General features: G+C 59.8%; 13 protein-coding genes and 2 tRNA genes. 4 read left to right on the plus strand and 11 right to left on the minus strand.

From position 1 onward, the window contains the following. Positions 1–7: 7 nt before the first annotated feature. Positions 8–916, minus strand: a complete 909-nt coding sequence (locus BLS41_RS11750) for a LysR family transcriptional regulator (protein ID WP_074764640.1) — start codon at positions 914–916, stop codon at positions 8–10. 145 nt (positions 917–1,061) lie between these two features. Between BLS41_RS11750 and BLS41_RS11755 the strand changes: the two genes are divergently transcribed. From BLS41_RS11755 to BLS41_RS11770, 4 genes are all read left to right on the plus strand, one after another. Next, a complete protein-coding gene (locus BLS41_RS11755; protein WP_074764642.1) occupies positions 1,062–3,182 on the plus strand; it encodes a 3-hydroxyacyl-CoA dehydrogenase NAD-binding domain-containing protein in 2,121 nt (706 codons plus the stop codon). An 82-nt stretch (positions 3,183–3,264) separates the two neighbouring features. Beyond that, positions 3,265–4,473: an acyl-CoA dehydrogenase family protein gene (locus BLS41_RS11760; protein WP_074764644.1), complete on the plus strand. Its 1,209-nt coding sequence runs from the start codon at positions 3,265–3,267 to the stop codon at positions 4,471–4,473. A 12-nt stretch (positions 4,474–4,485) separates the two neighbouring features. Then, positions 4,486–5,616, plus strand: a complete 1,131-nt coding sequence (locus tag BLS41_RS11765) for an acyl-CoA dehydrogenase family protein (RefSeq protein ID WP_074764646.1) — start codon at positions 4,486–4,488, stop codon at positions 5,614–5,616. A gap of 167 nt (positions 5,617–5,783) precedes the next feature. Next, positions 5,784–7,364, plus strand: coding sequence for an aspartate:alanine exchanger family transporter (locus BLS41_RS11770; RefSeq protein WP_074764648.1), 1,581 nt, complete (start codon positions 5,784–5,786; stop codon positions 7,362–7,364). 90 nt (positions 7,365–7,454) lie between these two features. Here BLS41_RS11770 and BLS41_RS11775 read toward each other — a convergent pair. From BLS41_RS11775 to BLS41_RS11825, 10 genes are all read right to left on the minus strand, one after another. After that, a tRNA-Pro gene (locus BLS41_RS11775) sits at positions 7,455–7,531 on the minus strand. Between the two features lie 61 nt (positions 7,532–7,592). Next, on the minus strand, positions 7,593–8,021 hold the full coding sequence (locus tag BLS41_RS11780) for a MerR family transcriptional regulator (protein ID WP_074764650.1): 429 nt from the start codon (positions 8,019–8,021) through the stop codon (positions 7,593–7,595). A gap of 46 nt (positions 8,022–8,067) precedes the next feature. Then, positions 8,068–8,478: an integration host factor subunit alpha gene (locus tag BLS41_RS11785; RefSeq protein ID WP_074764652.1), complete on the minus strand. Its 411-nt coding sequence runs from the start codon at positions 8,476–8,478 to the stop codon at positions 8,068–8,070. 69 nt (positions 8,479–8,547) lie between these two features. Further along, complete coding sequence (gene pheT / locus BLS41_RS11790) at positions 8,548–10,983, minus strand: phenylalanine--tRNA ligase subunit beta (RefSeq protein ID WP_074764654.1); 2,436 nt, start codon at positions 10,981–10,983, stop codon at positions 8,548–8,550. Positions 10,984–11,137: 154 nt separating this feature from the next. Continuing rightward, on the minus strand, positions 11,138–12,151 hold the full coding sequence (pheS, locus tag BLS41_RS11795) for a phenylalanine--tRNA ligase subunit alpha (RefSeq protein ID WP_074764656.1): 1,014 nt from the start codon (positions 12,149–12,151) through the stop codon (positions 11,138–11,140). A gap of 158 nt (positions 12,152–12,309) precedes the next feature. Next, positions 12,310–12,669 (minus strand): 50S ribosomal protein L20, encoded by a 360-nt coding sequence (gene rplT / locus BLS41_RS11800; RefSeq protein ID WP_006052502.1) that lies wholly within the window; start codon positions 12,667–12,669, stop codon positions 12,310–12,312. A 29-nt stretch (positions 12,670–12,698) separates the two neighbouring features. Then, a complete protein-coding gene (rpmI, locus tag BLS41_RS11805; RefSeq protein WP_012433738.1) occupies positions 12,699–12,896 on the minus strand; it encodes a 50S ribosomal protein L35 in 198 nt (65 codons plus the stop codon). Between the two features lie 242 nt (positions 12,897–13,138). Beyond that, the gene (gene infC, locus BLS41_RS11810; RefSeq protein ID WP_074764658.1) at positions 13,139–13,663 is read right to left on the minus strand and encodes a translation initiation factor IF-3; all 525 of its coding nucleotides are present in this window, start codon (positions 13,661–13,663) and stop codon (positions 13,139–13,141) included. A 48-nt stretch (positions 13,664–13,711) separates the two neighbouring features. Then, a complete protein-coding gene (gene thrS, locus BLS41_RS11815) occupies positions 13,712–15,619 on the minus strand; it encodes a threonine--tRNA ligase (protein ID WP_074764665.1) in 1,908 nt (635 codons plus the stop codon). 252 nt (positions 15,620–15,871) lie between these two features. Continuing rightward, positions 15,872–15,948: transfer RNA gene (locus BLS41_RS11825), tRNA-Val, on the minus strand. Between the last annotated feature and the right edge of the window lie 31 nt (positions 15,949–15,979).

Consider the following 15,979-nt stretch of genomic DNA (forward strand, 5'->3'; position numbering starts at 1 on the left):
ACAGCCTCTAAACCGGTCCCCCTCTACCGCTTCCATGCGCCTGCTGCAGGATAAATTCGATAAAAGTCGCAGCAGCGCGCGTGTGATGCCGGTTCGGCATATACAGCATGTACATATGCGTGCCGAAGATGCTTAAGCGCCACTCGTCGAGTGCGGTCACCACGTCACCGCGTTTCAGGTCTTCCTGCACGACGTAATCGGGCACCAGCCCTACTCCCAACCCCGCCTGTATCGCCTGACGCAAAAACAGAAAGTTCTCGGAGATGATGGTCGGCTCCAGCAATACTTCGTGCCGTTCGTCTCGCAGATAAGCGGCTACGCGTAACTGCTTGCCGACTACGGCAGCGGTAATCAGCGGCGCGGTGCGCAAATCGTCGAGTTTCGCGGGCATGCCATGCGTTTCCGCAAATTCGGGCGATGCACACGCCACATAGCTCACCGGCCCCATGTCGCGCGCCACGAGGTTTTGCGGCGGCTCGGACATCACGCGCACGGCGATATCCACTTCATCGCGCATCAGGTCTTCGACGCGGTTCTCGAACAGCACGTCCAGCACGATGCCCGGATAAAGCCGCTTGAACGCGATCAGCCAGTCGGACATCACCAGTTGACCGTAGCCGCTCGGCACGCTGAGCCGCACGCGGCCCTGCAGGGTTTGCCCGAGGGTCGTGACCGATTCGCGCGCGGCGAGCAACGCGTTCTGGATCGTGCGACCGTGCTCGTATAACTGCAGGCCGATCTCGGTCGGCTCGACGCGCCGCGTGGTGCGCCTGACCAGTTGCAGGCCAATCGAGCGCTCAAGCTGGTTCAGGTGATAGCTCACGTTCGCGCGGCTCATTTTCAGCCGGCGCGCAGCCTCGCTCAGATTGCCCGCGTCGAGGATATCGACCAGCAGGGTCAGCGAATTGACGTCCATGGCAGTGCCGTTGTCAAAATAATTTTGACAGTCTGTCAATCGTCCATGTGATTGTCAATAAACCTTGACCACCGCACAATCAGGCCAATTCGCGAGACGCGCGTTGCCCTGCGCCGCCGCCCATAACAGTCAGGAGACGACACCCATGAGCCTCACCCCTTCGACCGACGTTGTCACACGCGAGCTACGTGGCAAGGTGCTGCTGGTGACCATCGACCATGCGCCGGTGAACGCGCTATCCGCCGACGTGCGACGCGGGCTGCTCGCGGCCATCGAAGCCGCCGATATCGACAAGGCCGTCGCGGCGGTGCTGATCGTCGGCGCGGGGCGCAATTTCATCGCGGGCGCGGATATTCGCGAGTTCGGCAAGCCGCCGGTCCCGCCGTCGCTGCCGGACGTGTGCAATCGCATCGAAACGTGCACGAAGCCGGTGGTCGCCGCGATTCATGGCGCGGCGCTCGGCGGCGGTCTGGAAGTGGCGCTCGCCGCGCATTACCGGATTGCCGTCGACGGCGCGAAGCTCGGCCTGCCCGAAGTGCAACTCGGCCTGCTGCCGGGCGCGGGAGGCACCCAGCGCACGCCGCGCCTGATCGGCGCACAGGCAGCCCTCGACCTGATCCTCAGCGGCCGCCATGCGAGCGCTAAAGAAGCCTTGGCGCTGGGTCTGATCGACCGTATGGGACAGAGCGGCGACGTGCTTGCCGAAGGGCTCGCGTTCGCCCAGGAACTGCTGGCAAACCAGGCGCCAGTGCGCCGCACACGCAACGCCACCGCGCTCGACGACCGGACCGCCAGCCTCGCGGCGGTCGCTGCCGCACGGACAGAAACGGCAAAAAAGTCCCGAGGCCTGTTCTCGCCGCTGAAGATCGTCGACGCCGTTCAAGCCGCTATCGAACAGCCTTTTGACGAAGGACTGCGCGTCGAACGTACGCTGTTTCTGCAATGCCTCGAAAGCCCGCAACGCGCCGGTCTGATTCACGCGTTCTTCGCCGAGCGTGAAGTGCTCAAGGCGCCCGAAACGCGCAACTCGACACCGCGTGCGCTCAACACGATCGGCGTCGTCGGCGGCGGCACCATGGGCGCGGGCATCGCCGTCGCGGTGCTCGACGCGGGCCTGCCGGTGACGATGATCGAACGCGACGACGCATCGCTCGCGCGCGGTCGTGCGCACATCGAAAAAGTCTACGACGGCCTGATTGCGAAAGGCCGCATGACCGCGGAAAAGAAAGCCGGCATCATGACGCGCTGGAACGGCAGCACCTCTTACGATGCGCTCGCCGGAGCGGACCTCGTGATCGAAGCCGTCTTCGAAGATATCGATGTGAAAAAGGCCGTATTCGCGGAACTGAATCGCGTTTGCAAACGCGGTGCGGTGCTCGCAACCAACACGTCCTATCTCGACATCGACGCCATTGCGGTCAGCATCTCGCGTCCTCAGGACGTGATCGGACTGCACTTCTTCTCACCTGCCAACATCATGAAACTGCTGGAAGTCGTGGTGCCGAAACAGGTCAGCGCGGACGTGGTCGCCACCGCATTCGAACTCGCGAAGAAGCTGCGCAAGACACCGGTGCGCGCGGGCGTGTGCGACGGCTTTATCGGCAACCGCGTGCTCGCGGTGTATCGCGGCGCGGCCGACGCGATGATGGAAGACGGCGCATCGCCCTATCAGATCGATGCAGCAGTGCGTGCATTCGGCTTTCCGATGGGGCCGTTCCAGGTTGTCGACCTCGCGGGCGGCGACATCGGCTGGGCGACGCGCAAGCGCCGCGCGGCCACCCGCAATCCGGCCGCGCGCTATGTGCAGATCGCCGACCGCCTGTGCGAGCGCGGCTGGTTCGGCCAGAAAACCGGTCGTGGCTTTTATCTGTATCCCGAAGGTTCGCGCAATGGCGCACACGATCCGGAAGTCGAAGCGATCATCGACGGCGAACGCACGCGTGCGGGTATCGCGCCCCGCGCTTTTTCCGATGACGAAATCATGCGCCGCTATATGGCCGCGATGATCAACGAAGGCGCGAACGTCGTGCACGAAGGCATTGCACTGCGTCCGCTGGATGTCGACGTGACGTTCCTGTATGGCTACGGCTTTCCGCGCTATCGCGGCGGTCCGATGAAATATGCGGATACGGTCGGCCTGCCGACGATCCTCGCCGACATCCGCGAGTTCGCTAAAGAAGACCCGCTGTTCTGGAAGGCATCGCCGTTGCTGATCGATCTCGTCGAACGCGGTGCTGATTTCGCGAGCCTGAATCAAACGGCTTGAATCAAATAGCTCATATTCTGATACATATCGACCGGCGCTGAAACGAAACGCCGGTCGGCTCGAACCTCACGGAAAAACCGCCATGGATCTGAACTTCACCCCGGAAGAAGAAACGTTTCGCGCGGACGTACAGGCGTTCTTGCGCGACAACTTGCCCCCGCGTCTGTCGAGCAAGGTACTTGGCGGACGCCGCCTGACCCGTGACGACATGGCCGAATGGCACGCGATTCTCAACGCACAAGGCTGGCTCGCGAATCATTGGCCGACCGAGTACGGCGGCCCTGGCTGGACCCCGGTGCAGAAATTTATCTTCGAAAACGAATGCGCTTTAGCGGGTGCGCCGCGTGTCGTACCGTTCGGCGTGAACATGCTCGGGCCGGTGCTGATCAAATACGGCAACGAAGCACAAAAACAGCATTGGCTGCCGCGCATTCTGAATGGGGACGACTGGTGGTGCCAGGGTTACTCGGAACCCGGCGCGGGCTCCGATCTCGCGTCGGTCAAGACGACTGCCGTACGCGGCAACGACGATCAGGGCGAGTACTACATCGTCAACGGCCAGAAAACGTGGACTACGCTCGGTCACTACGCGAACATGATTTTCTGCCTCGTGCGTACCGCCACCGATGTGCGCAAACAGGAAGGCATCAGCTTCCTGCTGATTGATCTGAATACGCCCGGCGTCGACGTACGGCCGATCATCACGCTCGACGGCGAGCACGAAGTGAACGAAGTCTTTTTCACCGATGTGCGTGTGCCGGTCGCGAATCTCGTCGGCGAAGAGAACAAGGGCTGGACCTACGCGAAATATCTGCTCACGTATGAGCGAACGAATATTGCGGGCGTCGGCTTCTCGGTGGCCGCATTCAGCCGGCTGCGCAAGATCGCCGCCAGGCAGCGGCGCAATCGACGCCCGCTTTCCGAAGACCCCGCATTCGCCGCGCGCATGGCACGCGTCGAAATCGATCTCGAGAACATGAAGACTACCAACCTGCGCGTGATCGCCGCGGTAGCAGGCGGTGGCGTGCCTGGCGCCGAGAGTTCGATGCTGAAGATTCGCGGCACTGAAATCCGTCAGGAAATCTCGTCGCTCACGCGGCGCGCGATGGGGCCCTATGCACAGCCGTTTATCGAGGAAGCACTGGACGACGGTTACGACGGCACGCCGGTGGGTCCCGACGAAGCCGCGAGCGCCGCATCGCTTTACTTCAACAATCGCAAGCTGTCGATCTTCGGCGGCTCGAATGAAATCCAGAAGAACATCATTTCCAAAATGATCCTCGGACTGTAAGGGGCGCATGTCATGAATTTCCAGCACACCGAAGATCGCCGCATGCTTGCGGACACGCTCAACCGTTTTATCAGCGAGCAATACGGGTTCGACATGCGCGACCGGATTGCACGTTCGGCGCAAGGTTTCAGCAGCGAATTGTGGGGCCGTTTTGCGGAACTCGGCATCATCGGCGCATTGTTCGACGAAGCGGATGGCGGCTTCGGCGGCGGCGGCTTCGATATCAGCGTGGTATTCGAAAGCCTGGGCCGCGGACTCGTAGTCGAACCGTTTCTCGATACGTTGATCGTCGGTCGAGCTATTGCAAAGAGCGGCAACGAAGCGCAAAAAGCGCTGGCTGGCGAATTGATCGATGGATCGCGAATCGTTGCGCTCGCGCATGGCGAACCCGACAGTCACTATGAACTGGCGCGCGTCACCACGCGAGCGCAACACAACGGCGATACGTGGCAATTGAACGGCGCGAAGGCGGTGGTTCAGCATGGAGAACACGCAGCCGTGTTTCTGGTGTCCGCGCGCACCGGCGGCGAAGACGATGCGCAAGAAGGCCTGACGCTTTTTCTCGTTCCTCGTGACACGGCGGGCGTGAACGTGCGCGGCTATCGCAAGATCGACGGCGGGCGCGCTGCCGAAGTGACATTCGATAACGTCAAACTCGGTGATCACGCCCTGCTCGGTGCAACGGGTGAAGGCTTTGCGACGCTCGAATACGCAATTGGTTTCGGCGTGCTGGCGTTGTGCTCCGAGGCAATCGGCGCGATGGACGTCGCCAAGGAATACACGCTCGAGTACTTGCGCACGCGTAAGCAATTCGGCGTGCCGATCGGCAGCTTCCAGGCGTTGCAGCACAGAATGGCCGACATGCTGCTCGAAATCGAACAGGCGCGTTCCTCGGTGATCAACGCGGCCGCCGCGCTCGGGGCCGAACGCAAGGTGCGTGAACGCGCGTTGTCTGCGGCGAAATACAGCGTTGGCAGAATCGGCGCGCTGGTGGCGGAGGAATGCATTCAACTGCATGGCGGAATCGGCATGACATGGGAATTGCCGCTCGCTCACTACGCCAAGCGCCTCGTGATGATCGACCATCAACTCGGCGATGAAGATCATCACCTTGAAAGGTTCATTGCGCTTGGTGCCGACTGAAGTCAATTCAAACGGATTCTGTTAGATTCATGCGGGAGAGCGGCCTTGCAGACGCCGCTCTCCCGCATTTTGCGTTTTCGACGCCGTCGCGTCGCGGCAAAGCGGCCTTGGTGACACCACAGTAGAAAGCAGCACGAGTAAGAGTCTGCCCCCGTAGCGGAGGAAACATGGATTTCCTGAAGACGCTTCTCGAACATCAGCCGTTGATGACGCTGTTCCTCACCATCGCCATCGGCTATTTCGTCGGCGAAATCAATATCAAGGGATTCTCGCTCGGTGTCGGCGCGGTGTTGTTCGTCGCACTCGCGGCCGGCTGGTTCGCACCGAAATCCGCACCCGCGCCTATGGTCGGCACGCTCGGTCTCTCGTTGTTCCTCTACACCGTCGGCGTTCAGTACGGCACACAGTTTTTCCTCGGACTCACCAGCGCGGCCGGACGGCGCGCGAACCTGCTCGCACTGATCGGCGTGCTATGCGCAGGCGCGACGAGCTTCGCGATCCAGCGAGTCATGCAGATCAATCCAGGCCATGCGCTTGGCCTCTTCTCCGGTGCAGGCACGAGCACCGCTGCATTGCAAGCCGCCATTGCCGCGCTCGGTAACGACGATGCCGCAGTGGGTTATTCGGTTTCCTATCCATTCGGTGTGGCGGGTCCGATCCTGTTGCTCTATATCGCGTTCCTGATACGTCCGCAAAAGATCGCCGCTGCGGCGAATGCCGGACTCGAAATCCTCGAAATCGCGCTGCGCAACCCGGCGTTCTGCGGCAAGACGCTCGCCGAAGCACTCACGGGTCTGCCTGCCAACGTGCAGATCGTCGCCGTGCGTAGCGCTCACCATAACGCGCCGGCGTCGCCCGAACTCGTGCTGGCGGAGAACGATGTCGTGCTCGCCGTCAGCCCGGATGGCGCGGCGCTCGCGGAGACTCGCAGGAGCCTCGGCGAAGCCGCGCCCGGACGCGTGCTGCGCGATCGTGGTGATCTGGACTATTTGCGCGTGTTCGCGTCACGCGCGACGGTGGTAGGTCGACAGCTTGGCGAGCTTGAATTACCGGATGGCTCGATCGTCGCGCACGTGCGGCGCGGCGATGCGGACATCATGCCGAATCCCGAGTTGGTCCTCGAATACGGCGACCGGGTGGGCCTGCTGACCGGACGCGCGACCTTCCCCGAGGTGCGCGCTTTTTTCGGCGATTCGATTAAAGGCACCGCGGAATTCAGCTACGTTTCGGTCGGGCTCGGGATGGCGTTGGGTTTTCTGGTCGGCGCAATCCAGATTCCTTTGCCGGGTATCGGCAAGCTTGCGCTGGGTTTGTGCGGCGTGTTGATCGTCGCGCTGATACTGGGGAAATACCGCCGAACCGGCAGCATCCACTGGACCATGCCGTTGCCTGCAAACCTGGTGATGCGCAATCTCGGACTCACGATTTTTCTGGCGCAAGTGGGTATGTCGTCAGGACCGAAATTCGCGGCGACGGTTTCGCAAACGGGACTGCTGATGCTCGGCCTCGGCGCGATCGTGCTGATTGCGCTGGTGCTGCCGATTCTTATTCTCGGCTTGCTGGTGTACCGGCTTCCCTTCGACGAAGTAGCGGGCATTGTCACGGGTGCTTGCGGCAATCCGGCGATTCTGGCGTTCGCGAACAAGCTCACGCCGACCGAGAAGCCCGACATCGGCTACGCGATGATTTTCCCGGCCATGACGATCGTGAAGATCTTGTTTGTGGACATTCTTCCGGCGTTTTGGTGACGGGCCGTGCTGCGAACGCACAGTGCCTAAAAACGCGGCGCCAAAACGAAAAAGCCGCAATGCTTTTTGAGCATTGCGGCTTTAATCTTGTGGTCGGGGCGAGAGGATTTGAACCTCCGACCACACGCCCCCCAGGCGTGTGCGCTACCAGGCTGCGCTACGCCCCGAACAGAGAAAAATTATAACAGACACTTTATTCGATTAGAACCATCTCACGCGAACAAAGCGTTAATGGCCCAACAAATCGATGACCTGCAGCAATTCCTTACGCAACTGCTCGACATCAACCGCGGCGGTCGTAGCAGCGGAGGCTTGCGCAGCGACTGCGCCCTCGCCTTCCTCAACCATCGCATCCGGCGATCCACCCGGGCCGCCATGCGCCCCACCACCATGCGAATCCAACCGGTTGCGCGCACCGTTGATCGTGAAACCCTGCTCATAGAGCAACTCACGAATCCGTCGGATCAGCAGCACCTCGTGATGCTGGTAATACCGGCGATTGCCGCGTCGCTTGACCGGCCTCAACTGCGTGAACTCCTGCTCCCAGTAACGCAACACATGCGGTTTGACGCCGCATAGTTCGCTGACCTCACCAATCGTGAAGTAGCGCTTCGCCGGAATCGGAGGCAAGACGACTTTTTCGATCGTCGCTGTCATCGTCAGTTAGCCGTCGTGGTGGGTTGCGCAGGAACGCGCCGGTCGATCAGCGCGTGAAGCTTGCCTCAGCGCCGTTCTCAACCAGCGCTTTCAGCTTTTGACTTGCATGAAACGTCACAACACGGCGCGCGGCGATTGGAATCGCCTCGCCGGTCTTCGGATTTCTGCCGGGACGCTGGGGTTTGTCACGCAACTGAAAGTTGCCGAACCCCGACAGCTTCACGCTGTCGCCACTCTCCAGCGCATCGCGGATCACCTCGAAAAACGCTTCGACCATGTCTTTCGCTTCCCGCTTGTTGAGTCCGACATTGTCGAACAGCAACTCGGCAAGTTCAGCTTTGGTCAGCGTCGGCGTTTCTGTGGAAACGACGGCGGGTGATGTCGGAATATCGCGAATCATGGCGCTACGTTGCGCCGTAAGAAGGGCTTCGAAATCACTCGAGTTCATTTCATTCATATCTATCAAATGGCGCGCCAAGCAAAAAACAATGGATGCGGAAACAGCCGTGCAATTGTTAAATGCGGGTTATCCGCGCAACCGTGCGCCATATACTCGAGCCAGACGTTCCACCAGAGTTTGAATGGCCAGATCGACCGTTTCATCCTGAAGGGTTCCGCCAGTATCTTGCAAGGTCACACGGAACGCAAGGCTTTTCTCGTGAGCAGCCAGGCCACCGGAAGTGTTTGATTTTGGACGGAATTCGTCGAAAAGCACAACCTTCTGGACGCTCTTGCAAGCGGCTTCGGACTGGGCCTTCTGAAGCTCGTCGAGCAGTGCCTGAACCTCGATTTTCTGGTCCACGACAACCGCAATATCGCGACGCACCGGCGGGAATTTAGAAACTTCCGACGGAATCGGCAATACGCGCTGCATTAATGCTTCAGCTTCGATTTCAAACAGAATCGGCGCATGCGGTAAATCATATTTTTGCATCCAGCGCGGATGCAATTCGCCAATCCAACCCACTGCGCGGCCATTAACTTCAACGCGCGCACTGCGTCCCGGATGCAATGCCGGATGCTCCGCTTTCACGAAACGAGCCACCGCCGGCGACAGCAGCGATTCGAGGTCGCCCTTCATATCGAAGTAATCGACGGTGCGCGTTTGCGCGCCCCATTGCTCGTCGAGCGCGGGACCGTACGCGAGCGCGCCGATCATCTTCGGCTGCGCGAAACCTTCGACCGTCAATTCGCCTGCCTTGATCGACGGATCGTGCAGGAACACGCGTCCGGCTTCGAACACACGCACGCGATCTGCCGCGCGACGATTCAGGTTCGTACGCAGCACGTTGATCAGGCTGCCGAACAACGTCGTGCGCATCACCGACAATTGGCTCGCAATCGGATTCAGCAGACGGACCGGCTTGTCGTTACCGGCAAAGTCCTGTTCCCACTCAGCGTCGACGAAACTGAAGTTGACCGTTTCCGCGTAATCGCGTGCGGCGAGCGCGTGACGGATCACGTGGACCGAGCGCTGCGTTTCGTTGGTCGCCAGCATCTCGCTCGTGGCGACCGGCGGACGCGCCGGGATCTTCTCGAAGCCGTATATGCGCGCGACTTCTTCAATCAGGTCTTCTTCGATTTCGATATCGAAACGATACGACGGCGGCATCACCGAGAACGTGTCGCCTTCGTGCTCGAACGTGAGGCCGAGGCGCGTGAAGATTTGCGCGATTTCGTCAGCGTCGATCTTGATGCCGATGATGCGGTTCGCGCGCGAAACACGCATTTTCACGGGCTCGCGCTGCGGCACGTTGACGGTCTGGTCGTCGACCGGACCCGCATTGCCGCCGCAGATATCGAGGATCAATTGCGTGATGCGTTCGATGTGCTCGACGGTGGTTGCATAGTCGACGCCGCGTTCGAAGCGATGACCCGCGTCGGTCGAGAAGTTGTACTTGCGCGAGCGGCCACGGATGCTATCCGGCCACCAGAACGCAGCTTCGAGGTAGATGTTGGTGGTGTCGAGCGTGACAGCCGTGCTGTCGCCGCCCATGATGCCCGCGAGGCTTTCGATGTGCTGCTCGTCGGCGATCACGCCGACGGTTTCATCGAGTTCGACCGTGTTGCCGTTCAGCAGCTTGAGCGTTTCGCCCTTGCGACCCCAGCGCACATCCATGCCGCCGTGGATCTTGTCGAGATCGAACACGTGCGACGGACGGCCCAGTTCGAGCATCACGTAATTGGAGATGTCGACCAGCGCCGAAATGCTGCGCTGACCCGAGCGTTCGAGACGTTGCACCATCCACGCCGGCGACTTCGCGCGCGCGTTGACACCGCGAATCACGCGACCCGAGAAGCGGCCGCACAGATCCGGTGCCGAGATTTTGACGGGCAGCGTTTCGTTCAGCGTCACTTGAGCCGGCTTGATGTCCAGCGGACGCAGCGATGCGCCAGTAATCGCCGACGTTTCGCGCGCGACACCGAACACCGACAGACAATCCGCCTTGTTCGGCGTGAGCTTGATTTCAAAAACGGTGTCGTCGAGATTCAGCGTCTCGCGGATATCCTGGCCGATCGGCGTATCTTCCGGCAGGATCATCAGCCCGCTATGATCTTCCGATAGCTTCAGTTCGCGTGCCGAGCACAACATGCCCTGGCTTTCCACGCCACGCAGTTTCGAGAGCTTGATCGCGAACGGTGCGCCGCCCTCTTCGGCCGGCGGCAATTGCGCGCCCACCAGCGCGACCGGCACCTTGATGCCCGGCGCCACGTTCGGCGCGCCGCACACGATGTTCAGCGTTGCGCCCGTGCCGGCGTTGACCTGGCACACGTTGAGTTTGTCCGCGTCCGGGTGCTTGACGACTTCCAGCACCTGGCCGACGACGATCTTCGTGGTCGGCGGCGCAGCCGGTCGCAGGTCTTCGACTTCGAGACCGGCCATCGTCAACGCGTGCGACAGTTCGTCGGTCGTCAGTTGCGGATCGACAAAGGTTCTCAGCCAGGATTCCGGGAATTGCATGGTTCTGTGTACGTTCTGATCAGGTTAGGTCCACGTCCGGCGGCGGCTTCATGCATCTCGGTATTCGTGAGACTGCAAGCCACTGCCGGGGACGCTGGCGGCACGCATCGAATCCGTGCCGCGCTCTATGCTTGTCGCGTTCGACCGCGCAGGTTCACGCGAATTGACGCAGGAAACGCAGGTCGTTTTCGAAGAACAGACGCAGGTCCTGCACGCCGTAACGCAACATCGTGAGGCGCTCGAGGCCACTGCCGAAAGCAAAGCCAATGTAGCGCTCCGGGTCGAGGCCCATGTTACGGATCACCGTGGGGTGAACCTGGCCCGAGCCTGAAATTTCAAGCCACTTGCCAGCGTTCTTGCCCGTTTCGAACAGCATGTCGATTTCGGCCGACGGTTCGGTGAACGGGAAATACGACGGACGGAAGCGCACCTGAATGTCGTCGCGTTCGAAGAATTTCTTGAGGAAGTCGGTATAGACGCCCTTCAGATCCGCAAAGCTGATGTTCTCGTCGATCCACAGGCCTTCGACCTGGTTGAACATTGGCGAATGCGTTGCGTCGCTGTCCACACGGTAAGTACGACCCGGCACGATCACCTTGATAGGCGGCGTATTGGTGCGTGCATAACGCACCTGCATCGGGCTGGTGTGCGTGCGCAGCAGCAGCTGACGGCCGTCGGCATCTTTGCCGTCGACGTAGAAGGTGTCCTGCATGGAACGCGCCGGGTGGTTTTCCGGGCTGTTCAGAGAGGTGAAGTTGTACCAGTCGGTTTCGATTTCGGGGCCGTCGGCCACATCGAATCCAATCGACCGGAAAATCTGTTCGACGCGCTCCCACGTGCGCATGACCGGGTGCAGGCTGCCTGCACCGGTGCCGCGACCTGGCAACGTGACGTCGATAGCTTCAGCGGCGAGGCGCTGATTCAGCAACGCGTCGGCCAATGCCTGACGGCGAGCCGTCAACGCGGCTTCCACCTGTTGCTTGACGAGGTTGATCCGTGCGCCTTCGGTCTTGCGCGTTTCGGGATCGAGTTTGCCAAGGCCCTTCAATAGCTCGGTCAGCGCACCCGATTTACCAAGAAAGCGGGCTTTCTCGTTCTCGAGGGTGGTGACGTCGGAGGCTTCTGCGAAGGCTTTTTGCGCGTCGGCGACAATCTGGTCCAGATCCATTGATCCCATCATTTCAACGTCAGTGTTCAATTGAAGCAAAACTGGTTCTACCAACAAAAACGGGGCTCGGTGAGGAGCCCCGTTTTTGCTGCAGCGTCACCGAGACTACCGGATGTTCGCTGCAACGAACCACGCAGTTTTAATTGCCAGAAGCGCAATCAGGCTGCAACGGCGGCTTTCACCTGCTGAACGATCGCAGCAAAAGCAGCCTTGTCGAACACAGCCATGTCGGCCAGCACCTTGCGGTCGAGTTCGATCGAAGCCTTCTTCAGGCCGTTGATGAACACGCTGTACGTCATGTCGTGCTGACGCACCGCCGCGTTGATACGCGTGATCCACAATGCACGGAACACACGCTTCTTGTTGCGGCGATCGCGGTAGGCGTATTGGCCTGCGCGCATGACCGCCTGCTTGGCGATGCGATAGACGTTATTGCGACGGCCGCGGTAACCCTTGGCCAGCTTGATGATCTTCTTGTGACGGGCCCGTGCGGTAACCCCACGTTTTACTCGAGGCATATCTTGCTCCTATGAGTTTCAGTTAAGGGTTAAGCGAACGGCAACATTGCGCGCACGGAGTTCATATCTGCATCATGAACTGCCGTCGAACCGCGCAAATGGCGTTTGTTCTTGGTGGTCTTCTTGGTAAGAATGTGGCGCTTGAAGGCCTGACCGCGCTTGACGGTACCGCCCGGACGCACCACGAAGCGCTTTGCAGCACTCTTCTTGGTCTTCATCTTCGGCATGACAACTCCATTATTAGATGGATATGGGTGTGCGGTCGGCCTGATGGCCATTACCCGCCCTTCGAAACCCACTCCACTTGGTATGCAGACCGCCAAACTTGCCGACGGCCGCTTTTCGGGAAAGGCGTTAAACGCCCACCTTTCCGAAACCTGCCGATACTGCGCCAGACATCCAGCACAGCATCGTTCAAAACTTCAATCACTGGAGCACGCGCCATTTGGCACGCCGCTGCTCCAGCTACTTACTTCTTTTTCTTCGGAGCGATCACCATGATCATCTGGCGACCTTCCATCTTCGGCATTTGCTCGACCTGACCGAATTCGTCGAGGTCCGTGCGCAAGCGCTCAAGCACGCGCATACCGATTTCCTGGTGGGCCATTTCGCGGCCACGGAAACGCAACGTGATTTTCGTCTTGTCGCCGTCGTCGAGGAAGCGAATGAGGTTGCGCAGTTTGACGTTGTAATCACCGTCATCCGTACCTGGCCGGAATTTGACTTCCTTAACCTGGACGATCTTCTGCTTGAGCTTGGCCTCGTGTTGTTTCTTCGCTTCCGAGTACTTGAACTTGCCGTAGTCCATCAAGCGGCAAACCGGCGGAACCGCTTGCGGAGCGATTTCGACCAGATCCACATCTTGCTGTTCCGACATGCGGAACGCATCAGCGAGTTTCACGATGCCGAGCGGTTCGTTCTCGACGCCGACCAGACGCACCTCGGGTGCCGTAATTTCACCGTTGATGCGGTGCGCAGACTTATCAGTAGCGATGTTACGTTTCCTCTAAAAATTAAAAAAACGAGCCGGGCTGCAAGTGGCTCACTTGAACGACTGCACGTCCTGGCGCAGACGCTCAAGGAAGGTATCGAGGGGCATCACGCCCAGATCGACACCACCACGGGCACGCACGGCTACCGTTTGGGCTTCACGCTCTTTGTCGCCGACCACAAGCAGGTACGGCACCTTTTCCAGCGTGTGCTCACGTATTTTATAGCTAATCTTCTCGTTGCGCAAATCGGCCTCAACTCTAACCCCTTGTTTTTGCAACGATTGGGCTAAAGACTGCGCATATTCGGTCTGACTTTCCGCGATATTCATCACGACAACCTGCATTGGCGCGAGCCAGGACGGCATTGCACCAGCGTGGTGCTCGATCAGAATGCCGAGGAAACGCTCCATCGAACCGACGATCGCCCGGTGCAGCATGATTGGTCGGCGGCGGCTGTTGTCTTCGGCAACGTATTCCGCGCCCAGACGCTCCGGCAGCACCATATCGAGCTGCAACGTGCCACATTGCCACGACCGACCCAGCGCGTCCTTGATGTGATATTCGACCTTCGGACCGTAGAATGCACCTTCACCCGGAAGCTCTTCCCACGTCACGCCGCAAGCGGTGAGCGCCTCGCGCAAGCCCTGCTCTGCGCGATCCCACGTTTCATCCGTACCTGCACGGGCGTCGGGGCGCAGCGACAGCTTGATCTCGACATTGTCGAAGCCGAAGTCCTTGTACACGCTCATCGCCAGCGTGTTGAACGCGATCGATTCGCTGATGAACTGGTCTTCGGTACAGAAAATGTGCGCGTCGTCCTGAACGAAACCGCGCACGCGCATCAGGCCATGCAACGCGCCCGACGACTCATTGCGGTGGCACGAACCGAACTCCGCGTAACGCAGCGGCAGATCGCGGTACGAGCGCAAACCGTGGTTGAACACCTGCACATGGCCCGGACAGTTCATCGGTTTAATCGCGTAATCGCGCTTTTCCGACTCTGTCGTGAACATGTTTTCACGATAATTCTGCCAGTGACCCGACGCTTCCCACAGCGAGCGGTCCATGATCATCGGCGTCTTGATTTCGAGGTAGCCAGCATCGTTCACGCGACGGCGCATGTACTGCTCCACCTGCTGCCACAACGTCCAGCCGCGCGGATGCCAGAACACCATGCCCGGCGACTCGTCCTGCATATGGAACAGATCGAGTTGTTTGCCGAGCTTGCGGTGGTCGCGCTTCTCCGCCTCTTCGAGCATGTGCAGATACGCTTCCTGGTCTTCCTTCTTCGTCCAGGCCGTACCGTAAATGCGCTGAAGTTGCTCGTTTTTTGAATCGCCGCGCCAGTAGGCGCCCGCGACCTTCATCAGCTTGAAGACTTTCAGCTTGCCGGTGGACGGCACGTGCGGTCCACGGCACAGATCGGTGAAACCGCCGTGCGAGTACAGCTTGATGTCGTCGCTGGACGGAATCGATTCGATGATCTCGGCCTTGTACCTCTCGCCGATGCTCTTGAAGTATTCCACCGCCTCTTCACGCGACACCACGCGGCGCGAAACCGGCTCGTCTTTCTTCGCGAGTTCCTGCATGCGCTTTTCGATCTTTTCGAGATCTTCGGGCGTGAAGGGACGGTTGTATGCGAAGTCGTAGTAGAAACCGTTATCGATCACCGGGCCGATCGTGACCTGCGCTTCTGGATACAGATCCTTCACCGCGTACGCGAGCAAATGCGCCGCGGAGTGACGGATGATATCGAGGCCGTCTGCGTCTTTTTCAGTGACGATAGCGAGCGCCACGTCATGATCGATCAGAGCGGACGTATCGACCAGCTCGCCGTCGATCTTGCCGCCAAGCGCGGCCTTTGCGAGGCCGGGGCCAATCGAGGCCGCCACTTCGGCGACGGTCACTGGATGCTCGTACTGTCGAACAGAACCGTCAGGCAGACGTATCGAAACCATTGCGTTCTCCGTGGTGCCGACCGGCGGCGGCACATACAACCAGGTCAAAAATCCCAAAAAAAATGCGGCCCCGCTTTCGAGGGGCCGCATTCACATTTCCTGCAAACTACCTTGGCGAAATTGGTCCTCGACTAGCGTAGCTCCGAAGTGGTTTCGGTCAACGTTCGCGGTGTCATAACCGTATTCGCCTTTTGCGCCAAAGGCGCTTACTGCAGTTTGCGAAACCCCGGAAAACCGGAATTTCTCTTTCGTTGGTAGGCTCGATTGGACTCGAACCAACGACCCCCACCATGTCAAGGTGGTGCTCTAACCAGCTGAGCTACGAGCCTGAAGAAACGAGATTATATGGAGCGCCACACC

The organism is Paraburkholderia fungorum (genome assembly GCF_900099835.1).
GTDB classification, from domain to species: domain Bacteria; phylum Pseudomonadota; class Gammaproteobacteria; order Burkholderiales; family Burkholderiaceae; genus Paraburkholderia; species Paraburkholderia fungorum_A.